The sequence below is a fragment of the Clostridium cadaveris genome (assembly GCF_020911725.1).
Classification (GTDB): Bacteria; Bacillota; Clostridia; order Clostridiales; family Clostridiaceae; genus Clostridium_X; species Clostridium_X cadaveris.
Window position 1 is genome coordinate 1783589 of sequence record NZ_CP076620.1, and the last position, 24180, is coordinate 1807768.

Below are 24180 nucleotides of genomic sequence, written 5' to 3' on the forward strand. Positions count from 1 at the left end.
TGAATTACTAATATCAATCTAGCATTTGAATCTTTAGTATACATATATTAGATATATTTCTTTTTCATTTTCATATACCCTAACTGTACCTTTAAGTTTATTTTCTTCTAGGACTTCTTCATTTACATTTATTGTGTAGGTTATGTTGCTGTCTTTCATAAATGGAAGTTTCTTTTCTTTTATGTCTTTTGGAAGATTCTCATTAATTAATGGTGTTTTATATTCATATTTTTCTTTTGTATAGTTGTATATTTTTTCTGTTTCTTTCCATCTCCCAGGACAATTTAAAACAACTATTATTATATCACTTGTTCCATTATTTACAGAAGAAACTAGACATTTTCCTGCATTTCCTGTGTATCCTGTTTTAACTCCATTGGCACCTGGAATCTGCCAAAGAATTTTGTTTATGTTTTGATAGCTTCTAGAAAATCCTTTTTCGTTTCCATCAACAGATTTAGTAGAGGTTATTTCATTAAAAAAAGGTTCTTCATGTGCTTTTATTGTGGCCATTGCTAAATCATAAGCACTAGAATAGTGTTTGTTGCTATCTAGACCGTGAGGTGATTCAAAGGAGGAATCCATAAGTCCTATTTCTTTAGCATACTCATTCATGACCTTCACAAATTCCTCAACAGATCCGCTTACTCCTTCTGCAATAGCTATAGCAGCATCATTTCCTGACTTATACATAAGTCCATATAGAAGTTCTCTTAATTTTATTTTTTCTCCTTTTTTATATCCCACTTTAGAGCCTCTTATAGATGATGCATTTCCGCTTATCTCAAATTCTTCATCTAGATTGCCATATTTTATTGCTACTAATGAAGTTATGATTTTTGTTGTACTCGCCATGGGCATTATATTATGAGAACCCTTATCGTATAAAACTCTTTTACTATTTGCATCAACTGCAATAGCACTTCTAGCATCAACTTTAATATTTTTTACTTTGTTATCACTGCTGTTTTTAGGAGCAGCGCCTAAAAAAAGTATATTAAATATAAGTAAAATGCTTATTATTTTTATAGACTTTTTCATTTTTATCATCCTCTCATGAAATAACTCCATATTATTTTATCCATTTTTTAAATAATTATTTTTGTGGTTTATTTTACTATTTTTAAGTCAATACTACTATTAATGGAGGTATTTTTTTCATGGTTTGGGTATTCATTATAGTATTAATTTTATTTATACCAATCCCTTTAAAAGTAAAGATTAATTATGTTGACAAAAAAATTCAGCTGTTTTTTTATAATAAAAAATTGAAGTTTAAAGCACCAAAAGGTGAATCTAAAAAAGAAAAAAGAAAAACTAAAAAGAAAATGAAAATTCATTTCATCAAAGATTTTATAAATTTTTTAGATAAGTCTTCTATAAAATTGAACATTAAAACAAATATTAATATAGACATAGGAATTGAGGATACTGCAAATTTAGCTATACTTTATGGCATTCTAAATTCTCTTAATTATCCTGTGTATAGACTTATAGCTATAGTATTCAACATATCAGATTTTAAGTTTAATATAGTACCGCATTTTAATAATACAATTTTTTCTTTTAAATCAGAGAGTATAATTTATGTAACTTTAGCAAAACTTATATATATAGCATTTGCTACTATTAAATTTTATTATTTTCACAGAAAAGATTTTGAAAAGGAGGTGCAGCTAAGCCACGCTTAGCTATTGTTTATGGAAAATCATCCAATAGAAAATTTGATGAAATCTACAATGGAAAATCTACGTGATATGATAGACGTAGATACAATTGTAGGAGAAGCTGTTCAGACTAAAGATGGTACTACAACCATAGTGCCTATATCAAAAGTTAGTTTTGGTTTTGCTTCTGGTGGTTCAGAATTTCCTTTAAAGGCTAACACTACACCTGTGCCATCTAATAACCCATTTGGTGGTGGTTCTGGTGCTGGAGTTTCAGTAAAACCTGTGGCATTTCTAGTAATTCATAATGAAACTGTAAGATTGCTTCCAGTGGATGCAGATAATACTTATGATAAGATTGTAGACACAATTCCTCAAGTAATCGATATGTTTAAAGATGCATTTTGTAAAGATAAAAACAATGAAGAGTAAAGACATTCTTTACTCTTCTTCTTCATCTATATTTTCTAATGCGATTTCTTTTTCTGATAATTCATCTATGGTTGGAAGTTCTTTTAGGTTTTCTAATTGAAACTGACGCAAAAATTCATCTGTAGTTCCATAAAGGATAGGTCTTCCTATTACTTCTTTTCTTCCGCACTCTTTTATGAGATTTCTCTCTAGAAGCCTTTGTATGGCACTTTCACTTTTTACGCCCCTTATCTCATCTATTTCTACTCTTGTTATTGGCTGCTTGTAAGCAATTATTGCTAGAGATTCTATAGCGGCTTGAGATAGAGATTGTCTAGAATTAGTCTTTAATATTTTTTGAATATAATCACTGTTTTCAGGTTTTGTAACTAACTGATACATCTTATTTATACATACTAGTTTTATTCCTCTTTCTTCTTTATTATACTCAATTCTTAGTTCTTCTAGAATTTCCTTAGTATAGCTTTCCGAGCATTCTAAAATACTAGCTATATCCTTCGCTTTCATAGGGTCTCCACTAGCAAAAAGCAGAGATTCTATTATAGATATATATCTTTTTCTATCGTAAACTTGTCTTATTTCACACTGTGACATCATATTCATTCTTGGCAACTCCTTCTATATATATCTTGTCAAAATTAAGTGGTTGTAGTACTGTTACTTCTTTTTCCTTCATAAGTTCTAGAACTGCTAAAAATGTCACTATTACTTCCATTTTACAGCTACATATAGATTCTAGATCTGAGAATTTTAACTTTCTTTTTTTCATAAGAATATTTCTAACTTCAATTAACTTATCTTCAAGTTTAAACTTATCAATAGGAATTTGTCTTTCTATAACATTAGTCTTGTTTATTTTATTTGTATATATGTTCATAAGATTATTAAATATATTATATAGTTCAAGCATTGTCAAATTCTTCAATAATTCGCTATTATCTTTTGGAAGAGTATCTTCAATGATTTCTGGCTTTTTACAGAAAACATATCCATCATCTCCACGTCTTTCTAATAATAAGTTTGATAAACTCTTATATTTTTTATACTCTATAAGCTTTTCCATAAGGAATTTTCTTGGGTCTTCTTCCTCTTCTTCAATTTTAGGCTTGGGTAAGAGCATCTTTGACTTTATTTCCAAAAGTGTAGCTGCCATAACTATAAATTCCGAGGTAAGTTCTAGATCCATTTCCTTCATGCTTTTTAAATACTCTATATATTGGTTAGTGATATCATAAATTTTAATATCATAAATATTCATCTTATTTTTCTTAATAAGATGAAGCAATAAGTCAAAAGGTCCTTCAAAGTTTTGAAGTTTTATATTTAAATTTGACACTGTTTTCGTTCACCTACTTTATTAACATTAAATCTCATAGATATAATATCAATTATATCATAAAGACGCAATAATGAGTCCTGCTATAATAACAGGACTCATTATTTTAAATTGCACCTTTTAAAAGGTTCTTTATATTGTACTTCATATTATCAAAGAAAGTTCCCTTTTTGACATCTCTGTCACTGTATATTTTAACTTCTCCAATTAAATTTTCTCCAGAGTAATATTTGCAAGTACCTATAATTTCTCCTTCTTTAAATGACTTTTTATTTTCATCTAATATTAACTGAGGAGTTATTTCTACTTCTTTGCCTTTTGATAATGTTACACTTAAATCTTCCGCAGCTTTAGCTATGAAAAATTTATCTTTATATCTGTCTAAGAATATTTTTTCTACATCATCATCTTTAGATACTATCTTTTTACTGTAGAATTTAGAAAATCCATAGTTCATAAGCATGCTGGCATCTCTATTTCTTATCTTATAGCTAGGAGCTCCCATAATTACAGCTAGAACTCTAACCCCTTCTCTAACTGATGTAGCTGATATACAATATTTAGCTTCTTCTGTATAGCCTGTTTTTAAACCATCACATCCCTTAAAGAATCTAACAAGTTTATTATGATTTACAAGCTCTATAGGACTCTTTCTTCCTTCTGATATTGTCTCCATATATGTACCTGTGTATTTTAATATAGTAGGATGCTTTAAAAGTTCCCTTGACATTATAGATATATCATTTGCAGTTGATACGTGTCCTTCTGCAGGAAGTCCATTACAATTTTTAAATGTTGTATCATTCATACCTAGCTCTTTAGCTCTAGTGTTCATCATTACAACGAAGGCATCTTCACTACCCCCTAAGTATTCTGCTAATGCAACAGCAGCATCATTTCCTGATGCTATACCAACACCTTTTAATAGTTCTTCTACAGTTCTTACTTCTCCAGTATCAAGAAGCATTGTGCTTCCACCCATCTTTTTTGCATTTTCACTGCAGGTAACTTTATCTGAAAGCTTAATTTTACCGCTATCAACAGCCTCCATAGTTAAAAGCATTGTCATAACTTTTGTAACTGAAGCAGGTGCAAACTTTTCTTTAGAATTTTTTTCGTAAAGAACCTCACCACTTGTAGGTTCTAAGAGTATAGCAGACTTAGCCTCTACATCTAGTCCTTTACTTTCCTCTGCTTTCGCTATAACATTTCCAGCTGATCCTATAATAGAAAAAGATAATATTCCAGCTAGTATAGATGATATTATTTTTTTATTTTTTGTATTCATACATACCCTCCTTTCAAATATATCTTTTCCCATTTCATTTAAATTATCACTAAAAAAATAAAATCCTGACAGAATAGTATTATATTCTATCAGGATTTTTATTTTTATTATTTTGTAACTACTTCATATATTAATGGAATATTATCTTCATAGTCCTTCTCTATAACGTAGCTCTCAAGTATTTTAGCTTTCGCTTTTTCTGCCTTTTCCATATCATTAGCATGTATGTATGCTATTACATCACCCTTTGATACTTTTTCTCCTCTTTTTTTATTAAGAACTAACCCTACTGCTAAATCTATAGTACTTTCTTTGGTAGCTCTTCCTGCTCCTAATTCCATAGCTATAATACCTATATTTTGAGAATGTATTTTGCATACAACACCGTCTCTGTCACTTTCAACAGGTATTACATATTTAGCATGTGGGAATAATGATGTATCATCTATAGGGCTTATGTCTCCTCCTTGAGCTACAACAAATTCTTTTAGCTTATTTAATGCTTTACCAGATTCTATAGTTTCCATTAGCATCTGTCTAGCTTCATTTTTATCTTTAGCTTTTTCAGCTAATACAACCATTTCACTTCCTAAAGTCATGCATAGTTCTAATAGATCTTTTGGTCCATTTCCTTTTAAAGTTTCTATGGCTTCTTCAACCTCTAAAGCGTTTCCAATAGCTTTTCCTAAAGGCTGATCCATATCAGAAATAACAGCAACTGTGTTTCTCTTTAAATTGCGTCCTATTGAAACCATTTCTTTTGCTAAATGAAGAGCATCCTCTTTAGTTTTCATAAAAGCTCCTTCTCCAACTTTTACATCTAAAACTATTGCATCTGCACCAGCTGCTATCTTCTTGCTCATTATACTTGAAGCAATAAGAGAAATATTATCTACTGTTCCTGTAACGTCTCTTAGTGCATATAACTTTTTATCTGCAGGAGCTAAATCACCTGTTTGACCTCCTACTGCAAGTTTTATATTGTTTACATTTCTTATAAATTTTTCTTCAGGCATTTCTACTGAAAATCCTTTAAATGACTCAAGCTTATCAATAGTTCCTCCAGTATGGCCAAGACCTCTTCCAGACATTTTTGCAACTGGAATTCCTAATGATGCTACCATTGGTCCAAGTACTAAAGTTGTTGTATCACCTACACCACCTGTACTATGCTTATCAACTTTTATTCCTTCTATATCCTTTAAGCTTAATATGTCTCCAGAGTTCACCATAGCCATAGTAAGGTCTGCAGTTTCTCTACTATTCATTTTTTGAAAATATATAGCCATTAAAAGTGATGACACCTGGTAATCTGGAATTTCTCCCTTGGTATATCCATCAACAAAGAAATTTATCTCTTCCTTGGAAAGTTCTTCTCCATTTCTCTTTTTCAAAATTAAATCATACATTCTCATAAGTAAACATCTCCTCATTAAAGTTCTATTAATATAGTAAAATTTATAAATGTATTTTTAACTTTATGCGAAGTTTATATAACTTTCACATAGATAGTTTTTACGCACGAGGATGAGCATTTTTGTATACCTCAGCTAATTTATTCTTTTTAGTGATACTAGAATATATTTGAGTAGCTGATAAATCCACATGACCTAGCAATTCCTGAACAGATTTAATGTCAGCTCCATTCTCTAAAAGATGGACTGCGAAAGAATGTCTTAAGGTATATAAATTTACATGTTTATCTAAATGTGCTTCCTCAACATATTCCTTTACTATCTTCCAAAAACCCTGCCTAGTCATTTTATGTCCTCTAGAATTAAAAAATAATAGATTGTTATCTGGTACTACATATAAATTTCTAGATTCTAAATATTTTTCAATACATCTTACTGCTACTGATCCTAAAGGAATCACTCGTTCTTTGTCTTTAGTGCCCTTGCACTTTATATAATTCATTTTTAAATTGATATCAAATATAGTTAAATTTATAAGTTCTGTAACTTTCATTCCGGTAGCATACATAAGCTCTAGCATAGCCTTATCTCTGATACCCTTTTCAGTATCTAGATCAGGCATGGATAAAAGCTTCTCTACTTCTTCTATAGTAAGAGTTTCTGGAAGGTTTCTCTCAACCTTTGGTAAGTCATAGCTTATTACAGGCGAACTATCAATAATTCCCTTTTTATAAAGGTACTTATAAAACCCCCTTATAGTAACTATATTTCTATTTATAGAAGAATTTGAGATTTTTTCTCTTAATAAATTTTGAATAAATGCCATAATAGTTATATCATCTGCTTCTTTTAAATCTTCATCTTTCTCTTTGATAAAAGAAACATACTTATTCAAATCTCTTTTATAAGATTCTATGGTACTCTCGGAAAGCTTTTTCTTTTTAAGGTAAGTAATATAACCTAATACTATATCCTCCATAAACTCTCTCCTACTTAATTATTATTAATGCTGTATCCTAAATAATTCGACATTTATCATAAAATCCCTTTATTCCTTTGTAATAAATAATAAATTTATAACTTATTATTTATATATTATGCTCAATAAGAAAGGAGAAAAATAGCCTTCCACTATGGCTCCTAAAGTGATTACTAATATGCTTGCAAGCATTACATAAGTACAAAAAGATGAATTTACTTTAGCATCTGGATAGGATTTATTTAGTTTGCCTTTTATTTTCCCCCATGCCACATTTATAGAAAATACAGAAGCAAACATTATACATGGCACGTATATAAGATTTTGTGGAACTAGCGTTAACAGTGAAAAAATCATTCCTTTAGTTCCTAAGGAGTTTATTATAACTGCCGAACTAAATCCTAATGTAAATCCTTTTATTAAGTCTATAACAAAGATAAAAGGTATTCCTACTATAGTAAAACCTAGTATATATATAGCTCCCAATATTAAAACATTATTTTTTATACCTTGAAAAAGCATATATTTATTGTTTATCTCAGTACCTCCAATTTCATTTACAAAGCTTAATAAATAATTTGATAAATCGTTTTTATATGTATCACCCATATATCTTACCACATACATACCCATTACAACACCTATAAGAACAAACATAAAAGAAACTATATAAAGAATGTAATTTTCATTTATATGTTTTCTACAACCTTCAAGAAAATTTATTTTCATATAAAATCCCTCCTCACTATACTTATATTTATGACACAACTTAGTGAGCTATGAAAGTTTTTATTCTATAAAATAAATTTAAGATTAATCAATAAAAATAGTATGGTTAATTATACTGTAGAATTTAAATTATATCATTGCACTAATATCAATATCTTGCCTATTACTTTAGAAAGTAAACATATTAAATTATTTAATATAAATTTTATTAATTAATAAAAAAACACTTTCTACCAATTAAAAAATTTTTCAAATTGATAAAAAGTGTCTTATTTTCTACTTTAATATTTATTAGCATCAAATACACTTTGCTATTATGAACAAAATAGATTTAACTTTTTAAATTATTTGTCCACCGTTCATTTTACTTACTTTATTCTCCAATTAGCTTACCTTATTTTTAAGTCTAAGCTTGTCTGCTACCATTGCAATAAATTCACTATTAGTTGGCTTGCCTTTATCATTATGAACAGTATATCCAAATAGCTTGTTTATAGCCTCTACTTGACCTCTGCCCCACGCTACTTCTATTGCATGCCTTATTGCTCTTTCTACTCTAGAAGCTGTTGTATTGTATTTCTTAGCTATAGAAGGGTATAATTCTTTAGTTACAGCTGATAATAGTTCCATATCTTCTACAACCATTGTTATAGCTTCTCTTAAATACATATATCCTTTTATGTGAGCTGGAACTCCAATTTCATGAATTATATTTGTTATTTCTGCTTCCAAATCCATTGGCTCTTTCTTTGAATTAACTTTTGTGTCTTGTACAGTTCCTATAGAAACAGACTTTTTAGACTCCTCACTACTTATTGTATTGTTAAACATTTGTCTTATTCTTTGAGTAAATACTTCCATGTCAAAAGGTTTTATTACATAATAATCTGCACCTAGAGTAATTGCTCTTTGTGTTATTTTGTCTTGTCCAACTGCTGAAAGAACTATTATTCTTGGCATAGGATTTAAATTCATAGTATTTAACTTTTCTAGCACTCCTAATCCATCTAAATGAGGCATTATAATATCTAGTACTACTAAATCAGGTTTTCTTTCTTCGATTAAGCTTAATGCTTCCAAGCCATCTTTTGCTGTACCGATAACTTGTATATCCATTTGATTAAGTAAGTAATCGTTTAAAATATTGCAAAATTCCTTATTATCATCTGCTATAAGAACTGTGATTTTGTTTTGATCCATAGTTATTCTCTCCTCCAATATTAAATTCCATTTCTTAACAATTAAAATATTCTATAAAAAAACCTAAATTCCTTCTAAATTATTCTTTTTTGTGAAAAAATAATAAATTTATTTATTATTTTATTTTTATTTACTCTATATACGCTTAAAAAGCAAGAATAGCATTTTATAAAATTTTATTTGCTATTCTTGCTTTCATTTTACTATTAAATTTAGATAAATGCTAGTTATTTCGCTAAAATACCAGAATCTTGTATCATCCATTCAATATATATACCGTATCCTGTATCGGGTTTATTGATAAGGACATGAGTCACTGCTCCTACAATTTTGTCATTTTGGATTATAGGACTACCACTCATTCCTTGGATAATACCACCAGTTTTTTCTAATAATGTCTTGTCGGTTACTTTTATTATCATACTTTTAGGTCCTGGTTTATCTTGTACTAGCAACTTTTCTATAGATATATCATAAAGTTGAGGTCCATTTTCATCAATAGTAGTTATTATTTGTGCTGGACCTTCTTTTATTTCATTTCTTAATCCTATTTTTAAAGGTTTATTGAAAATAGGATTTATTAAGTCTTTTTTAGTTTTTCCAAATATTCCACATTGGGTGTTATCTATAATATCTCCCATGCTCATATCTTCATCTACAAAAATCCCTTTTAATTCTCCTGGATTTCCTCTAACACCTTTTCTTACATTTATTATAGAAGATTGAACTATATTTCCTTTTCCTATATTTATTAAGGTATTTGTATCAACATCAGTAATAGGGTGACCTAATGCAGCAAATTTTTTTGTATTTTTATCATAAAAGGTCAAGGTTCCAACACCAGCCGTAGAATCTCTAAGCCAAAGACCTATTTTATATTTGTCATCCTTATCACATTTTATTGGAACTAACTTTTTTTCAATTTTTTCATTTTTTCTCATTATCAAAAGATCTATAGTTTTATCTTTTTCTTTATTAATTATTTTTATTAGCTCTTCTGAGCTTTTTACTTTTATACCATCAGCTTCCAATATTATGTCCCCTATATTTATTCCACATTCTTGGGCTGGACTTACTATCTTTCCATTCTCATTTTCTATATCAGAAAAAGCTACTACCAATAATCCTTCTGTGCTAATTTTTATACCTACTGGTGTTCCTCCGGGATAAAGCTCTAAATCAGGCATATTTTTTACTTTAATTGACTTTACAGGAAGAACACCTAATAACTTTACCTCGGCCATATTGCTTTCATCATTAATGTTAATAGTGCTGTTTGTAGCACAAGTGTTGCTATACGAAGAAAGAACATGACTCTCAATATTCTTTTCATTTGCCTTTACATATACTGTGTCTGGTAAAGTTCTTACTCCACTTACTAAAGAGCAAACGCATAGAAAAATTGGAGCTAATAATGAGGATATCTTTATAACTTTCTTATTTCTCACACTATCTCCTCCTTTTTAGTTTACTCTTAAATTGCCCTCATTAAAAAATTATTATGTTGTGTTTTATGTGTTATAAAAGTAAATGAAATTTATCTTTTCAAAAAAACTACCTCTTCATTTAAATATTGTTTATCAAAAAATAAATAACCATAGCTAAAATACCCATGGTTATTTTTCCCTTAATTTATTTAATTTATGTGTGTTTTTTTAATTTATTTTTTTTATTTTGTGCTAACTTTATAAGTTCTTTTGAATTTTCTAAGGTTATTTTTGTAATCTCTACTCCACCTATCATTCTTGCGATCTCTTCTTCTTTTTCTTTATGAGATAATTGAATAACATTAGTATAAGTTTTATTATCTATTACATCTTTTGCAACTTTGAAATGATAATCAGACATAGATGCTATTTGTGGAAGATGCGTTACACAAAATACTTGGTGATCATCAGAAATTACATACATTTTTTCAGCTACACTTTGTGCTACTCTTCCACTTATTCCAGTATCAATCTCATCAAAAATTACTGTAGGAATTTCATCCTTATCTACAAAAACAGTCTTTAGAGCTAACATTATTCTAGAAAGTTCACCACCAGATACTATACGCTCCAATGGTTTTAATGGCTCGCCAGGATTTGTAGAAATTAAAAACTGAACTTTATCTTTTCCATTTTCTCTAAACTCATTTTCTACAGATATATCTATAAAAAATCGACTTTTCTCAAGACCTATGTAATTTAACTCATTTTGAATGCTTTTTGTTAAAGTCTCACTAATTTTCACTCTTTTTTCATGGAGTTTATCTGCTATTACCTGAAGTTTTTCTTCAAGTACTCCTTGCTCAATTTTGAGTTTTTCTATGATCTCTTCTCTATTAACTATCTCATTATATTCTTTAATTAAAGACTCTTTAAATTTTATTAGTTCTTCAACTGATTCTTTACCATATCTCTTTTTATATGCATCTATAGTATAAATTCTTCTATTAGTTCTCTCAAGTTCGTTTTCATCATATACAACAGAATCTTTTATATCCCTTAATGCGGATATTATATCTTCTAAATTAAAGTAAAAATTCTCTAAGCTTTCTGCAATGGATTTAATCCTATCTAAATGCTTCTCAATAGGCTTTAATTCCTTTATAGCAACTCCTAAAGCATCATAAACTGACATAGCTTCATCAGTGCTATTGTATAATATAGAATAGCTGCTATTAATGGAGTAGTTTATTTTTTCGGCATTGTTTAATATATTAAATCTCTCTCTTAGTTCTATCTCCTCATTAGATATAAATTTAGCTTCCTCTATATCCTTGATTTGATATTCAAGATAATTTATTATATTTTCTCTATCACCATTCCCATTTAAATAATTAATCTTATTCTTTAGCTCCCTAAGATCATTATATTTAGCAGTATATTCTTGTAAAGATTTTATTAAATCTAACTCTCCATAAGAATCTAAATAAAAGATGTGCTTTTCTACATCCAATAAATTTTGGTTTTCATGCTGCCCATGTATATCTAAAAGCACTGACGACAATTCCTTTAATGTGGAAAGTATAACAGATTTATTATTAATTTTAGCAATAGTCTTACCATTTTGAAATGATTCCCTGCTTATTATTATGAGATCATCGTATTCTATGTTTTGATTTTCTAAAAATTTTTTAACTTTGCTTGTTTCAATAGTAAATACTGCTTCTACATAGGTTTTATTTTCACCCGTTCTTATGAGATCCCTATTAAATTTGCTTCCTAGTACATAATTTATAGCATCTATCAAAATAGATTTTCCTGCACCTGTTTCTCCGGTAAGAACATTGAATCCTTTATCAAAGCATAACGACAATTTTTCAATTAATGCAAAGTTATTTATATTTAATTGAAGAAGCATCTATTTCCCACCTTATTAAATTACTCAGTTATTTCATTAATTCTCTCTACTATAGTTTCTGCCATATCCTTACTTCTTGCAAGAATGAATATAGTGTTATCCCCTGCTATAGTTCCTGCCACTTCATTAAGACCTAATACGTCAAGCGCTTCTGCAGCTGCTGGCGCAGAACCTGATAAAGTTTTTACTATTACAAAATTATCTATCTGCTCAACACTAATCACAGTATGAGAAAACACACTGACTAGCTTGTCAGAAAAATCAGTCATGCTATTTTTTTGTGGACTAACATACTTATAAGTTCCTTTTCTTGTTAATACCTTTAGAAGTTGAAGATTTTTTATATCTCTTGAAACTGTAGCTTGAGTTACATTAAATCCATTTTCACGAAGTTCATGAGCAAGTTCTTCTTGAGTTTCTATGTCCTTAAGTTTTATGAGTTCCAATATTTTTTCATGTCTATTTATCTTCATAATTATCACCTGCACATTCCATAGTTCTCCAAAGAATTTTATTTCTTAGTATATCAAAATAATCATAGTCATTTAATCTTATAACTTTACATTTAAAATTGTTTTTAGTTAAAGATACTGATGAAATTTTATTTAAAATTACAGATTCTTGTCCATCAATACTTAAAAAAACATTGTCATCTTTAGATTTTATCCTTATTTTTATATTTAAATCACATGGTATTATTAAAGTTTTTATTCCTTGAGTATGTGGACATATAGGTGTTATTTCTAATACATCTAAAGTAGGAAATAACACAGGTCCTCCTGCTGATAATGAATATGCTGTCGATCCTGTTGGAGTAGAAAAAATTACTCCATCTGCTATAAACGACGCATAAAATTTCCCATCAACTTCTATATAAAAATCTATTATACTAGACAAAGTTCCTTTTTGTATAAAAATGTCATTAAGGGCAGAGAATTTCTTTCCGTTGATTTCACACCCTATCATTACTCTATCTTCTATAGCGTAACTTCCATCTCTAATTTCCATAATTGCATCTTCAAATTGAGACATTTCAACGGCAGCTAAAAATCCTAAGGTACCTATATTAACTCCTAATATAGGTATCTCATATTTTGATACTTTTCTAGCTGTACTTAATATAGTCCCATCTCCACCTAATGCAATAATAAAGTCTAATTTAGAACATTTCTCTTTTGTCAATCCTTTAGAATCTTTAAATACTAATATTTCTGAACCTAGCTTAGAACTGATAATATCTTTTATCGTCTTTACAACATTTCCGTCTTTATCCTTTGTAGTATTGACGTTAATACCTATTGTCCTCATACTTTCACCAACCAAATATCTATAAGTTTTCATGAGATTTATTTACTATTTCATCTATAAGCCCTTCATAAAAATTTGAAGTCTTTTTAGAATTCTTTGAAAAATATACTAAATACTCTATATTTCCTTCTGGTCCTTTAATTGGAGAGAAGCTTAAATTTAATATATTCATGTTCATTTCTTTTAAATAGTTAACTATGCCCTCTATAACTTCTTTATGGGTTGAGGCTTCTCTTACTACACCTTTTTTACCAACTTTTTCTCGTCCTGCTTCAAATTGTGGTTTTATAAGTGCCACTACTTCTCCTTTTTCACCTAAGAGTTCTATCACTTTAGGAATTACCTTTTTCAAGGATATGAATGACACATCTATACTGGAAAAGTCTATATCCATTCCTATAGAGTCTTTTTCCACATATCTTATGTTTGTACGTTCCATGCATACAACTCTAGGATCTATTCTTAATTTCCATGCGAATTGACCGTACCCAACATCAATTGAAAATACCTTTACTGCCCCATTTTGAAGCATACAATCCGTAAATCCACCAGTGGATGCACCTACGTCCATTGAAACTTTTTCGTTTAAATCTATACCGAACTCCGCTATAGCCTTTTCAAGTTTAAGGCCACCTCTGCTTACATATGGAAGTTCTGCTCCTCTTACTTCAATATTACTTATGACCTTTACACGTTCACCAGCTTTATCTACTCTCATACCATCTACAAAAATATCTCCAGCCATTATACTAGCTTTAGCTCTTTCCCTAGATTGAAAAAAGCCCTTATTTACCAATAAAATATCAAGTCTTTCTTTTGCTTCTCCCATTGTTAACTCCTCAATTTTTTTACTTAAAGTTCTATAACTTCTTTTTTAATTGACTCTACATCTAATTTTGATAATTTGTATAAACTTTCTATATCTCCATGTGGTACAAATCTATCTCTGTAGCCTAAATTCTTCATTATAAATGGTTTCTTTAATGAATTTGCATAAGCTAGCGTTTGAGATCCAAGTCCACTTGCCACAATGTTGTCTTCTATAGTCAAAATTTTATAATTATTATCTACTAAATATTTTATAAGATCCTTATCTATAGGTTTTATAAAATATGCATCTATGATTAAAGGATTGATTCCCTTTTCTTTCAAATCATCTTTTACTTTCAGTACCTGAGTCACCATTTTACCTGTAGCAATTATAGCAACCTTTTCTCCATGGCTTAATATGTTCCACTTGCCAAAATCAATATTTTCAAGAGGAGTAAATTCTAGGTTCTTATCTTCTCCTCCACGTGGATATCTAATTGCCACTGGACCGTCTTTATATTTAGTTGCCCAATTTAACATGAGCCTTAGATCTTTTAGACATTTTGGAGCCATTATAGTCATATTAGGAAGTGGAGTTAAATAAGAAAGGTCAAAGATACCTTGATGAGTTTCTCCGTCTTCTCCAACTATGCCAGCTCTATCTATAGCAAAGACTACAGGCAAATTTTGTATACATACATCATGTAAAACTTGATCGTAACCTCTTTGTAAAAATGTTGAATATACTGCAAAAACAGGCTTTATTCCTTGAGTGGCAAGTCCTGCTGCAAGTGTTACTGCATGTTGTTCGGCTATACCAACATCAAAAAATCTGTTTGGATATTTTTTTGCAAAATCCCTAAGTCCAGTTCCATCTGGCATAGCGGCAGTTATAGCAACAACTTTTTTATTAGAAGCTGCAATCTGTATCATCTCATCTCCAAATACGCTAGAATAGGTTTCTGAAGATGATTTTTTATTTTCTCCATTACATGGATTGAATGGTCCTACTCCATGAAATTTGTCCGGATACTTTTCTGCATATTCGTATCCTTTTCCTTTTTTAGTTATAGTGTGTATTATTACAGGCTCATTTAAATCTTTGGCCAATTTTAGAACCCTGCTTAATTCCTTAATGTTGTGTCCGTCTATAGGTCCTAAATATTTTATTCCCATATCTTCAAACAGCATTCCTGGAACTATAATCTGCTTTATTCCGTCTTTTACTTTATTAATAGAACTTACTATGCTTTTCCCAAATGACGTTTTTCTCATTGTGTTATTAAATTCTTTTTTAAACCTATTATATCCTGGGTCCATTCTCATAGTACTTAAATATGTAGATAATCCTCCGACATTTTGCGAAATTGACATTTGATTATCATTTAGTATTATTATAAGTTTTGTTTTATTAAATCCTAAATCATTTAGGGCTTCAAGAGCCATTCCACCTGTAAGCGCTCCATCTCCAATAACAGCTATAACATTAAAATCCTTTTCAAATATATCTCTTGCTCTAGCTATACCAAGAGCTGCAGATATTGATGTACTGCTATGCCCTGTATCAAAAGCATCATATATGCTTTCATTTCGTTTTGGAAAACCACTTAAGCCTTGAAATTGTCTTAATGTATTAAATTCATCTTTTCTTCCTGTGAGCATCTTATATACATAACTTTGATGTCCTACATCCCAAATCACTTTATCGCGCTCTATATTAAATACATTAAATAAGCTTATAGTTAATTCAACTACCCCTAGATTTGATGCTAAATGACCTCCGGTTTTAGATATATTGTCTATTAAAAATTTTCTAATGTCATCTGATAATACACCTAGTTCAACCAAAGACATGTTTTTTATATCTTTTGGTTCTTTATATTTTTCTAACATTTGGTATATTTCTCCTATTCTCTTAAAAATTCCTGTTTAAAAGTTCTAATGTTAAGGTCTCAAGCTCTTTTGTATTCCTATTTAACTTCTTTAAAATATCTATACATTCATAAGTTAAGTTTTGGCTTAATTTTTTACACTTATTCAAGCCATAAAATTTTATAAAATTACTCTTGTTATTGTTACCATCACTTTGAGACTTGCCTAATACATTTTCATCTCCTACTACATCAAGAATATCATCTATAATTTGAAATGCCAAGCCAAGTTTTTCTCCATAACTTTCTAAAAGCTTTATGTCATCACAAGAAGCTTCTCCCATAACAGCTCCAGATAATATGGCAACTTTTATAAGAGCTCCTGTTTTTTTGCTGTGCATATATATAAGTTCATCTATAGTTATTTCTTTATCCTCACTTATTATATCAACTACCTGACCGCCAATCATTCCTTCACAGCTTGATGCATGGCTTATTAGTGCAGATGCCTCTAAAGCTTTTTTTCCATTATTTAAAGAAAAATCAAACATTATATTCATAGCCTCATTTAAGAGTCCATCTCCTGCAAGTGTTGCAATACCATCACCATATACTTTATGATTAGTAGGTTTTCCTCTTCTTAAATCATCGTTATCCATACATGGTAGATCATCATGAATTAAAGAATATGTGTGAATCATTTCTAAAGCAACTGCTAATGGCAGAATTTTTTCAAAATCATTTTTATATAGCTTATAAGTCATCATCATAAGAGTAGGCCTTAATCTCTTTCCTCCAAGATTTAAGCTATACTTCATAGAATCATAGATAAGTTTATCATACCCATCTGCACCTTTAAAATAATCATTTAAATGCTGCTCAATGTATTTTTTATAATTATTCATAGTACTCATATCTCTTTAAATTCCTCTTCTTTATCCTCATTGTTTAATATGAGTATTTTTTCTTCATAGTTCTTTAAAGTTGCATAAAGCTTATTACAAAGCTTTATACCTTCTTCATATTTTTTCATGGCCTCTTCTAAAGGTAATTCGTTTTTGTCCATGATGTTTACAATGTCACGTAATTTTTCAAGATTATCTTCATACTTTTCAGCCTTTTTCGCCATAATAATTCATCACTCCTTAATTGGAGAAAATTCACCTTTTACATCTCCGTCTTTAAAAATAATATTTATATATGTATTTTCATTCAAATCGTTTTTGCTATTCAATACATGATCTTCTTCGTTTTTTACAATAGAATATCCTTTATTTAATATATTTAACGGATTATTATTTGAAAGTTTATCGTACATATTTGATATTTCTAAATTTTTAATGGATAAATTATTCTTAATCATATGATTTAATTTTTCTTTTAATGTATCCAATAAATAGTACTGATTTACTATAAATGTTTCAGGGCTGTATTTCATAATTTCATTTTCTAAAATTTTAACCTCTGATACCTTTTTATCTATCATAAAATTAATTGTATTTTTTAATGATACTTCTAATGTCTTTATCTCATTTTCTAAAGTTTCAAAGGAAGGAATTGTTATTTCTGCTGCAGCAGAAGGTGTTGAAGCCCTTCTGTCTGCAACAAAATCAGCTATGGTAAAGTCTATCTCATGTCCTATACCTGTAACTATAGGCTTTTTAGATTTATATATAGACATAGCAAGACTTTCATCATTAAATGCCTTTAAATCCTCAATAGCACCTCCACCACGTGCTATTATTATAACATCTATATCTGGCTTTGAGTTTAGTACTTCTATACCTTTTTTTATTTCTTCTATAGCTCCATTGCCTTGAACCAACGCTGGATATATTATAAGGTCAGTACTCTTATTTCTACGTCTAGCCACATTTATTATATCGTTTATAGCCGCGCCTGTAGGTGAAGTTATTATTCCTACTCTTTTAGGAAATTTAGGAAGTGCCTTTTTATGTTCTTCTCTAAAAACACCTTTTTCTTCAAGCTTTTTCTTCGTCTCTAAAAAAGCCAAGTATATATCGCCCATACCAGACATCTTTATGCTATCGCAATACATCTGATATACGCCTTCCCTATCATATACCTTCACTCTTCCTAATACCTCTACCTGCATACCTTCCTTAAAATCAAAATCTATGTTCTTAGCTTTATCTTTAAACATTATGCAATTTATTTTTGATAGATTATCTTTTAAAGAAAAATATATATGTCCGCTGCTATGAAGTTTAAAGTTTGATATTTCTCCCTTTAATGAAACATTGTTTAATATAACATCTCCATCAATAATTCTTTTGATATAATTATTTAATGCTGATACTGTTAAAGTTTTTACAAACATTTCTTTCCCATGCCTCACATGTATTTTTTACCAACAAAGTTGTAGTTAAAGCTCCAACGCCTCCTGGAACTGGGGTTATATATGATGCCTTATCGTATACTTTATCAAAGTCAACATCTCCACATATCTTTCCATCTAATGATGATGTTCCTACATCAATTACAATAGCCCCTTCTTTCACAAAAGAATTATCTACAAATTTAGGTTTACCAATAGCCACTACTAATATATCTGCTTCACTACAGATTTCTTTAATGTTTACAGTTTTTGAATGACATACAGTCACAGTGGCATTTTCATTTAACAAAAGCTGAAACATAGGCTTTCCAACTATATTGCTTCTGCCAAGTACAACAGCTTTCTTTCCCTTGATATCACAATTGGTGCTTTTAATAAGTTCTAATGCACTTCTAGGAGTACAAGGGACAAATGCCTTTTCACCTCTATAAAACTTTCCGGTGTTTAAATCAGTAAGTCCATCAACGTCCTTTTCTGGACTTATTCTATTAGTTATAAAATTTTCATTAAGCCCTTTAGGAAGTGGAACCTGGAGCATAATACCATCTACATTTTCGTCTTGATTCAAATTGTCTATAACCTTTAAAACTTCTTCTTCATTTGTATTTTCATCTAATTTCAAAAGTTTAAAGTTAATTCCCATTTCTTCACAGACTTTTCTTTGGTTGTTTACGTAGTATACTGAACCCCCATCATTTGATATTAATACAGTTGCTAAGCAAGGCGGTCTAACCCCTCTTTTTATGGCCTTAGTAATCTGATCTTTCATAGATGACTTTAAGTTTTTAGCATAAGCCCTTCCATCAATAGTCTGTGCCAATTGAATCTCCCCCTATTTATTTTTTGAAATTTTATCTAAAACTCCATTTACAAAAGCAACTGAACTTTCATCGGAATATCTTCTTGTCAAGTCTAATGCTTCGTTAATTGAAACTCTAAATGGAATTTTATCATCAAATAATATCTCATAGGTTGCAAGTCTTAAAATAGAAAGATTTACTTTTGATATTCTAGAAAGCTTCCATTTTACTAGATACTTTTCTATAGTCTCATCTATTTGCGATATATTGCTTTCTATTCCTGATAATATATCTCTTATGTATGTCATGTCTAAGTTTTCTATATCATACTCAGTATTTTCTAAGAAGTTTTCAATTATTTCTTCTGGTTTCTCTTTTTTTATGCTATTTTCAAATAATAACTCCATTGCTACTTCTCTTGATCTTTTTCTACTCATAGTGTCCTCCTAGTGATATACTCTATTATAAATTATACTATATTATTATTATTATCAACGTATTTATTTTAAAAATACACTTTGTTTCCTAAAAATTCATACATTATCAAATAATTAGCACCCTCTGATTTCAGAGGGTGCCCATGATTATTTTGTTTCTGGATTATTTTGTGATGGTTTTTTTAAAATAATGCTCTGAACATAAACATTAACAGCAGCTACCGAAAGACCAGTCATGGTTTCAACAGTTTTCTTTACATTATCCTGAACTTGGCTTACTATCTCTGGAATTTTAATTCCATATTCAACTGCAATAGCAATATCTATAGAAGCATCTTTTTCTCCAACTGCTACTTTAACACCCTTTGTATTGCTCTTCTTACCTGTTACCATGTGAGCAATACTACCTACCATTCCTGCATCAGTACTAGCCACACCAGTTATCTCTGATGTTGCAATGGAGGCTATCACACTAACAACATCATCTGATATTTTAACAATGCCTATGTTGGAGTCTTCCTTTTTTACTTCATTCATAGAACAACCCTCCTACTTTTGCATAGCAAAACTTGTTAATCATAAACTTATTATATCAAATAGATTATGTTTTTACAATTAATTATTTATGTTGTTTAAGAACATAAATAAGTGGTAAGATTTTAGTCTTACCACTTATCTATAAATATATACTTATTTTTTTTGTTCTATTTCTACCATTGGTAGTTTTGATATGCTTGTTGCAACTTCTTGAATTTGTTGTCTTTGCTGTGCTGTTAACTCTTCAGAACTTTTAACTATAACTCTAACCTTATCTTCTTCGATTATACAAAGCACATCTTTGAAACCCTTAGTTTTTAAAGTAGTTTCTATTCTGTTTTCATTATTAGATTTAGTTATTAAAACTTCTTGCTTTTTAGCTGCACTAGCTCTTTCTTCACTTGGAACCTTTTCATTGTTCATTATTGTCTTTAAAGCTTCTACTGATTCAGAATCCTTGGTTATCTTTTGAGTTCTTTGCTCATCAAAATAATTTTCTTCTTTGTTCTCTTCTACAGATGCTGTAGTTTGACCAAAGTTCCAATCAGAGTCAGCCACATCCCCCATAGGCCCATTAACCTTTGTAGCTGCAACTCCTGCTATCACTATTAATGCAAGTAAAGCTAATATTATGCCAGCTTGTTTTTTATTCATATGATCTCCTCCCACTTATTTATATTGATACTAAATTATATTCTACTTCTTCATAGAAAATACGCTTACTTTATGTTCTGGAATATTATATAGGGTTGATACAGTTTTTATGATGTTATATTGTAAAGTTTTATTTTCTCCACCTTCTGCAACTATAACAACTCCATTTATCTTAGGATTTAAAACCTTTAATATTAAAGGTGTATTGGTATCTCCTGTATTTGACATAACTATTTTTGTACCATCGTTTTGCTGAACATTTTCTCTTGTACCACCAGAATTATCTTTTTCATTAGTATTAGTTGTAGACTTTGTGACGTCCACAGCTGGAACCTTTTCCGAAGTACTTTCTAATGTAAGCATTACCTCTACCTTTCCTACACCCTCTATAGATGATAATATAGTTTTAAGTTGATCTTTTTGACTAGCTTCATAACTACTTAAAACATCATTAACTTCTTGTTCTTTAATAACATTTTCTTCTTTAGATGTTTCTTTTTTTGCTATTGCAGCAGCACTTTTCTTGTCATTGGTGAAGAAGCTACTTACTAGAATTATTAAAACACCTATAAGTAAAACTATTAATAGATTATAAAAATTTTTCTTTAAACTTTTACTCTCTAAATTTTGTATAATTTTTTTAATATTCATAAGGCACCCCCCTTATTTATCTGTGCTATAAATGTGAATAGCTTTTTCCTCTATATTTAATGTCTTTTCTATAAGCTCTTTCATCTTTTTATTGTCTATCTCTTTATTGCCGCCATTTTCATCAGTATTTTTGTTTATTTCAACCTTTTTAACAGGTTTAACTCCACCTTCATCAAATAGTATATTGATTGATTCTATAGAAAATATATTTTCTTCTTTATCATATTTTGTCTTTACAGTTATTTCAAAGTTATCCTTAGGATAATTTTCTTTTAAAGTTTTTAAGGTTATCCTCTCTATGTTTTTTTCAAAGACAGCTTGAGTGTTTTTAATGCTATTTGACTTTTGTTTCATGGATTTTTCCTCTTCATTCTCAAGTATATTCTCATACTCATTCAAATATGAGGATACATTTATATCTGTTCCATTTAAAATTTTTATTAAAGGATTTATTATTATAATCATTAATATTAAGCCAAGAACAAATTTTGCATATTTCTTCAAAGAGTTGTCTGGAAGTATCATTTCTACAGCAGTTATAAAAAAGACTCCAGCACATATAGTGGTTATCCAAGTTTTTAATCCTTCCATAGTTTCCTCCTTTTTAAGTACCGAGTAAGAACTGACCTGCTGATGCCATTATTGATATCATTATAAAAAACATAACCGATATACAGATAAGACATGACATTATTAAAATTAATGAGTCTCCTGCTGATGTTATGCAATCCGTTATTCTATTCTCACTAACCGGCTCTAAAAGAGAAGCAGTCAATTTGTATATTATTGATGTTAAAAACAATTTTATTATAGGTACTAAAATTATAAATATAATCAAAATAAGCCCTAATGTACTTATTGCATTTTTGAGTATTAATGAATATCCTGCAACTGTAGCCACAGCATCAGAAAGAGCCTTCCCAACTACAGGAATAAAATTATCTACAGCAAATTTAGCTGTCTTTGCTGTCACTGCATCTAATGTGCTAGATGTAATTCCTCTCACTGTCACAATACCAATAAATATTGTCATTATTATTCCTTGAGCCCACAGCACAGCTTGTTTACATAACTTAGTCAATTTAGATATCTTGTAGTCCTTCGATATATTGTTTACAAAGCTTAGTACAAATCCCATAAGTATTAGAGGTATTATAAAGGTCACATATATTCTTGGAACTATATTGACCACAACTAAGACTAATGGATCTAATGTTGCTACCTGACTTACTCCGCCAACGCCTATTATAAGGCTGAAAAGAACTGGAATAAGTGCCGCCATTAAATTAGTTATATTTCCTATGGCATCCTTTGCTATTCCTATAGCCATTAAAAAGCCTTTTGATAGAAGCACTATCAATACGCCATAGCATGCAAAATATGCTATATCGCACAGTTTTTCACTGCTGAATGCACCTTGTAAATTTTTAAGTAGTCCGCATAAAAGTCCAACTATTATAATTGAAATCATTATTTTCATGGTAGCACTTAATTCTTTGAAAAAGTACTTTGTTATTATGCTTACATAGTCTTTCATGGTATATGGAGCTTCACCATTTTTAACTATATATTCCACAAATTCCTTTGGAGTCATATCGTTAAAGAGCTCTTCCTCTAGTTTTAAATTTGTTATGTAGTTATATAGATTACTAATTTTATTCTGTGTATCACTATCTATAGTGCCTTCTGTAGATGCTCCTGCTCTAACTCCAATAAGAACGATAAAAATGAAACTAAATATAAGAATCTTTTTTTTCATATCTCACCTACATAATCTTAAGTATTGAATCTAGCACTGCCATTAAAATAGGCACGGCTAAAACCAATATCAATATTTTACCTGAAAATTCTATCTTAGATGCTAGACTACCTGAGCCGGCATCTTTACATAATTCACTGCAAAATGATGCTATATATGCTATGGCTATTATCTTCATTACAGTTCCTATATACATAGTGTCTATATTTGCTTTTGATGCTAAGTTTTGCATAAATGAAATTACACTTGAAATTTGAGGAATCAGTGCAATAAATATAAGTGCTCCCGCCACGATAGGTATAAATACTGCCACATCATTCCTTCGTCCTTTAAAAATCAGATATACAAAGAGAGCTACTAATGCAAAAAGGCATATTTTTACTATATCCATAATTCCTCCTATAACTGAAACATAGTCCTTACTGAGTCAAATAATCTTGCAATTAAGGATACTACCATAAGGAGTATTATAACCACGCCAGCTATATTAGTTATAACTGCTATGTCATCTTTACCACTGCTTTTTAATACCTTATCTAAAATTACTATAAGTATTCCTACTCCACCTAATTTGAACAATAATCCTACATCCAACATTTTAAT

28 protein-coding genes are annotated in these 24180 nt (G+C 29.7%); 2 read left to right on the forward strand and 26 right to left on the reverse strand.

All coding sequences use genetic code 11. The features are described from left to right. Positions 1 to 33: 33 nt before the first annotated feature. Entirely contained in the window at positions 34 to 1041 is a 1008-nt protein-coding gene (locus KQH81_RS08390) for a D-alanyl-D-alanine carboxypeptidase family protein (protein WP_027638061.1), read from the reverse strand. A 119-nt stretch (positions 1042 to 1160) separates the two neighbouring features. Here KQH81_RS08390 and KQH81_RS08395 point away from each other — a divergent pair, with 119 nt between their 5' ends. After that, on the forward strand, positions 1161 to 1691 hold the full coding sequence (locus KQH81_RS08395) for a DUF2953 domain-containing protein (RefSeq protein ID WP_230029230.1): 531 nt from the start codon (positions 1161 to 1163) through the stop codon (positions 1689 to 1691). A 9-nt stretch (positions 1692 to 1700) separates the two neighbouring features. Next, positions 1701 to 2099: a GerW family sporulation protein gene (ytfJ, locus tag KQH81_RS08400; RefSeq protein WP_099335494.1), complete on the forward strand. Its 399-nt coding sequence runs from the start codon at positions 1701 to 1703 to the stop codon at positions 2097 to 2099. 9 nt (positions 2100 to 2108) lie between these two features. Here ytfJ and scpB read toward each other — a convergent pair whose 3' ends face one another. The 25 genes from scpB to spoIIIAC all read right to left on the reverse strand — a co-directional run bounded on the left by scpB (position 2109) and on the right by spoIIIAC (position 24174). Further along, a complete protein-coding gene (gene scpB, locus KQH81_RS08405) occupies positions 2109 to 2696 on the reverse strand; it encodes an SMC-Scp complex subunit ScpB (protein WP_230029264.1) in 588 nt (195 codons plus the stop codon). Beyond that, entirely contained in the window at positions 2680 to 3435 is a 756-nt protein-coding gene (locus KQH81_RS08410; protein WP_230029232.1) for a segregation/condensation protein A, read from the reverse strand. The genes scpB and KQH81_RS08410 overlap by 17 nt, the downstream gene beginning before the upstream one ends. A 106-nt stretch (positions 3436 to 3541) precedes the next feature. After that, complete coding sequence (locus KQH81_RS08415) at positions 3542 to 4723, reverse strand: D-alanyl-D-alanine carboxypeptidase family protein (RefSeq protein WP_230029234.1); 1182 nt, start codon at positions 4721 to 4723, stop codon at positions 3542 to 3544. A gap of 107 nt (positions 4724 to 4830) precedes the next feature. Further along, the gene (locus tag KQH81_RS08420; RefSeq protein ID WP_230029236.1) at positions 4831 to 6138 is read right to left on the reverse strand and encodes a pyrimidine-nucleoside phosphorylase; all 1308 of its coding nucleotides are present in this window, start codon (positions 6136 to 6138) and stop codon (positions 4831 to 4833) included. A gap of 100 nt (positions 6139 to 6238) precedes the next feature. Next, complete coding sequence (gene xerD / locus KQH81_RS08425; protein WP_099335497.1) at positions 6239 to 7117, reverse strand: site-specific tyrosine recombinase XerD; 879 nt, start codon at positions 7115 to 7117, stop codon at positions 6239 to 6241. A 105-nt stretch (positions 7118 to 7222) separates the two neighbouring features. Beyond that, a complete protein-coding gene (gene spoIIM / locus KQH81_RS08430; protein ID WP_027638053.1) occupies positions 7223 to 7846 on the reverse strand; it encodes a stage II sporulation protein M in 624 nt (207 codons plus the stop codon). A gap of 384 nt (positions 7847 to 8230) precedes the next feature. Continuing rightward, positions 8231 to 9046: a sporulation transcription factor Spo0A gene (gene spo0A, locus KQH81_RS08435; protein WP_027638378.1), complete on the reverse strand. Its 816-nt coding sequence runs from the start codon at positions 9044 to 9046 to the stop codon at positions 8231 to 8233. Between the two features lie 227 nt (positions 9047 to 9273). Further along, a complete protein-coding gene (gene spoIVB / locus KQH81_RS08440; protein ID WP_178310966.1) occupies positions 9274 to 10494 on the reverse strand; it encodes a SpoIVB peptidase in 1221 nt (406 codons plus the stop codon). A gap of 193 nt (positions 10495 to 10687) precedes the next feature. After that, complete coding sequence (gene recN / locus KQH81_RS08445; RefSeq protein ID WP_178310964.1) at positions 10688 to 12391, reverse strand: DNA repair protein RecN; 1704 nt, start codon at positions 12389 to 12391, stop codon at positions 10688 to 10690. Positions 12392 to 12411: 20 nt separating this feature from the next. Then, a complete protein-coding gene (locus KQH81_RS08450; RefSeq protein ID WP_027638375.1) occupies positions 12412 to 12864 on the reverse strand; it encodes an arginine repressor in 453 nt (150 codons plus the stop codon). After that, positions 12851 to 13732 carry an NAD(+)/NADH kinase gene (locus tag KQH81_RS08455; protein WP_230029237.1) on the reverse strand — a complete coding sequence of 294 codons (882 nt, stop codon included), beginning with the start codon at positions 13730 to 13732 and terminating at the stop codon, positions 12851 to 12853. The genes KQH81_RS08450 and KQH81_RS08455 overlap by 14 nt, the downstream gene beginning before the upstream one ends. Beyond that, positions 13719 to 14528: a TlyA family RNA methyltransferase gene (locus KQH81_RS08460; protein ID WP_027638373.1), complete on the reverse strand. Its 810-nt coding sequence runs from the start codon at positions 14526 to 14528 to the stop codon at positions 13719 to 13721. The genes KQH81_RS08455 and KQH81_RS08460 overlap by 14 nt, the downstream gene beginning before the upstream one ends. 23 nt (positions 14529 to 14551) lie before the next feature. Beyond that, positions 14552 to 16411, reverse strand: coding sequence for a 1-deoxy-D-xylulose-5-phosphate synthase (dxs, locus tag KQH81_RS08465; protein WP_230029265.1), 1860 nt, complete (start codon positions 16409 to 16411; stop codon positions 14552 to 14554). A gap of 13 nt (positions 16412 to 16424) precedes the next feature. Next, positions 16425 to 17294 (reverse strand): polyprenyl synthetase family protein, encoded by an 870-nt coding sequence (locus KQH81_RS08470; RefSeq protein WP_407647347.1) that lies wholly within the window; start codon positions 17292 to 17294, stop codon positions 16425 to 16427. Further along, complete coding sequence (gene xseB, locus KQH81_RS08475) at positions 17291 to 17509, reverse strand: exodeoxyribonuclease VII small subunit (protein ID WP_027638370.1); 219 nt, start codon at positions 17507 to 17509, stop codon at positions 17291 to 17293. Before xseB ends, KQH81_RS08470 begins: the two co-directional genes overlap by 4 nt. A gap of 9 nt (positions 17510 to 17518) precedes the next feature. Next, a complete protein-coding gene (xseA, locus tag KQH81_RS08480) occupies positions 17519 to 18721 on the reverse strand; it encodes an exodeoxyribonuclease VII large subunit (protein WP_230029239.1) in 1203 nt (400 codons plus the stop codon). Then, the gene (locus KQH81_RS08485) at positions 18684 to 19559 is read right to left on the reverse strand and encodes a bifunctional 5,10-methylenetetrahydrofolate dehydrogenase/5,10-methenyltetrahydrofolate cyclohydrolase (RefSeq protein WP_027638368.1); all 876 of its coding nucleotides are present in this window, start codon (positions 19557 to 19559) and stop codon (positions 18684 to 18686) included. Before KQH81_RS08485 ends, xseA begins: the two co-directional genes overlap by 38 nt. Before the next feature lie 12 nt (positions 19560 to 19571). Then, positions 19572 to 19976: a transcription antitermination factor NusB gene (nusB, locus tag KQH81_RS08490; protein ID WP_027638367.1), complete on the reverse strand. Its 405-nt coding sequence runs from the start codon at positions 19974 to 19976 to the stop codon at positions 19572 to 19574. Positions 19977 to 20123: 147 nt separating this feature from the next. Continuing rightward, on the reverse strand, positions 20124 to 20513 hold the full coding sequence (locus tag KQH81_RS08495; RefSeq protein WP_027638366.1) for an Asp23/Gls24 family envelope stress response protein: 390 nt from the start codon (positions 20511 to 20513) through the stop codon (positions 20124 to 20126). 153 nt (positions 20514 to 20666) lie between these two features. Further along, on the reverse strand, positions 20667 to 21167 hold the full coding sequence (locus KQH81_RS08500; RefSeq protein WP_027638365.1) for a SpoIIIAH-like family protein: 501 nt from the start codon (positions 21165 to 21167) through the stop codon (positions 20667 to 20669). Between the two features lie 42 nt (positions 21168 to 21209). Then, entirely contained in the window at positions 21210 to 21818 is a 609-nt protein-coding gene (gene spoIIIAG / locus KQH81_RS08505) for a stage III sporulation protein AG (RefSeq protein ID WP_027638364.1), read from the reverse strand. Between the two features lie 12 nt (positions 21819 to 21830). Next, on the reverse strand, positions 21831 to 22409 hold the full coding sequence (spoIIIAF, locus tag KQH81_RS08510; protein ID WP_027638363.1) for a stage III sporulation protein AF: 579 nt from the start codon (positions 22407 to 22409) through the stop codon (positions 21831 to 21833). Between the two features lie 13 nt (positions 22410 to 22422). Further along, a complete protein-coding gene (gene spoIIIAE, locus KQH81_RS08515; protein ID WP_027638362.1) occupies positions 22423 to 23577 on the reverse strand; it encodes a stage III sporulation protein AE in 1155 nt (384 codons plus the stop codon). Between the two features lie 7 nt (positions 23578 to 23584). Beyond that, positions 23585 to 23968, reverse strand: a complete 384-nt coding sequence (spoIIIAD, locus tag KQH81_RS08520; RefSeq protein ID WP_178310962.1) for a stage III sporulation protein AD — start codon at positions 23966 to 23968, stop codon at positions 23585 to 23587. 8 nt (positions 23969 to 23976) lie between these two features. Beyond that, positions 23977 to 24174, reverse strand: a complete 198-nt coding sequence (gene spoIIIAC, locus KQH81_RS08525) for a stage III sporulation protein AC (protein ID WP_027638360.1) — start codon at positions 24172 to 24174, stop codon at positions 23977 to 23979. Between the last annotated feature and the right edge of the window lie 6 nt (positions 24175 to 24180).

Excerpts from the sequence above, each read along its gene's own strand:
- KQH81_RS08390 (WP_027638061.1), bottom strand. The coding sequence starts at position 1,041 with ATGAAAAAGTCTATAAAAATAATAAGCATTTTACTTATATTTAATATA.
- KQH81_RS08395 (WP_230029230.1), top strand. The coding sequence starts at position 1,161 with ATGGTTTGGGTATTCATTATAGTATTAATTTTATTTATACCAATCCCT.
- ytfJ (WP_099335494.1), top strand. The coding sequence starts at position 1,701 with ATGGAAAATCATCCAATAGAAAATTTGATGAAATCTACAATGGAAAAT.
- scpB (WP_230029264.1), bottom strand. The coding sequence starts at position 2,696 with ATGATGTCACAGTGTGAAATAAGACAAGTTTACGATAGAAAAAGATAT.
- KQH81_RS08415 (WP_230029234.1), bottom strand. The coding sequence starts at position 4,723 with ATGAATACAAAAAATAAAAAAATAATATCATCTATACTAGCTGGAATA.
- KQH81_RS08420 (WP_230029236.1), bottom strand. The coding sequence starts at position 6,138 with ATGAGAATGTATGATTTAATTTTGAAAAAGAGAAATGGAGAAGAACTT.
- xerD (WP_099335497.1), bottom strand. The coding sequence starts at position 7,117 with ATGGAGGATATAGTATTAGGTTATATTACTTACCTTAAAAAGAAAAAG.
- spoIIM (WP_027638053.1), bottom strand. The coding sequence starts at position 7,846 with ATGAAAATAAATTTTCTTGAAGGTTGTAGAAAACATATAAATGAAAAT.
- spo0A (WP_027638378.1), bottom strand. The coding sequence starts at position 9,046 with ATGGATCAAAACAAAATCACAGTTCTTATAGCAGATGATAATAAGGAA.
- recN (WP_178310964.1), bottom strand. The coding sequence starts at position 12,391 with ATGCTTCTTCAATTAAATATAAATAACTTTGCATTAATTGAAAAATTG.
- KQH81_RS08450 (WP_027638375.1), bottom strand. The coding sequence starts at position 12,864 with ATGAAGATAAATAGACATGAAAAAATATTGGAACTCATAAAACTTAAG.
- KQH81_RS08455 (WP_230029237.1), bottom strand. The coding sequence starts at position 13,732 with ATGAAAACTTATAGATATTTGGTTGGTGAAAGTATGAGGACAATAGGT.
- KQH81_RS08460 (WP_027638373.1), bottom strand. The coding sequence starts at position 14,528 with ATGGGAGAAGCAAAAGAAAGACTTGATATTTTATTGGTAAATAAGGGC.
- KQH81_RS08470 (WP_407647347.1), bottom strand. The coding sequence starts at position 17,294 with ATGAGTACTATGAATAATTATAAAAAATACATTGAGCAGCATTTAAAT.
- xseB (WP_027638370.1), bottom strand. The coding sequence starts at position 17,509 with ATGGCGAAAAAGGCTGAAAAGTATGAAGATAATCTTGAAAAATTACGT.
- xseA (WP_230029239.1), bottom strand. The coding sequence starts at position 18,721 with ATGTTTGTAAAAACTTTAACAGTATCAGCATTAAATAATTATATCAAA.
- nusB (WP_027638367.1), bottom strand. The coding sequence starts at position 19,976 with ATGAGTAGAAAAAGATCAAGAGAAGTAGCAATGGAGTTATTATTTGAA.
- KQH81_RS08495 (WP_027638366.1), bottom strand. The coding sequence starts at position 20,513 with ATGAATGAAGTAAAAAAGGAAGACTCCAACATAGGCATTGTTAAAATA.
- KQH81_RS08500 (WP_027638365.1), bottom strand. The coding sequence starts at position 21,167 with ATGAATAAAAAACAAGCTGGCATAATATTAGCTTTACTTGCATTAATA.
- spoIIIAG (WP_027638364.1), bottom strand. The coding sequence starts at position 21,818 with ATGAATATTAAAAAAATTATACAAAATTTAGAGAGTAAAAGTTTAAAG.
- spoIIIAF (WP_027638363.1), bottom strand. The coding sequence starts at position 22,409 with ATGGAAGGATTAAAAACTTGGATAACCACTATATGTGCTGGAGTCTTT.
- spoIIIAE (WP_027638362.1), bottom strand. The coding sequence starts at position 23,577 with ATGAAAAAAAAGATTCTTATATTTAGTTTCATTTTTATCGTTCTTATT.
- spoIIIAD (WP_178310962.1), bottom strand. The coding sequence starts at position 23,968 with ATGGATATAGTAAAAATATGCCTTTTTGCATTAGTAGCTCTCTTTGTA.
- spoIIIAC (WP_027638360.1), bottom strand. The coding sequence starts at position 24,174 with ATGTTGGATGTAGGATTATTGTTCAAATTAGGTGGAGTAGGAATACTT.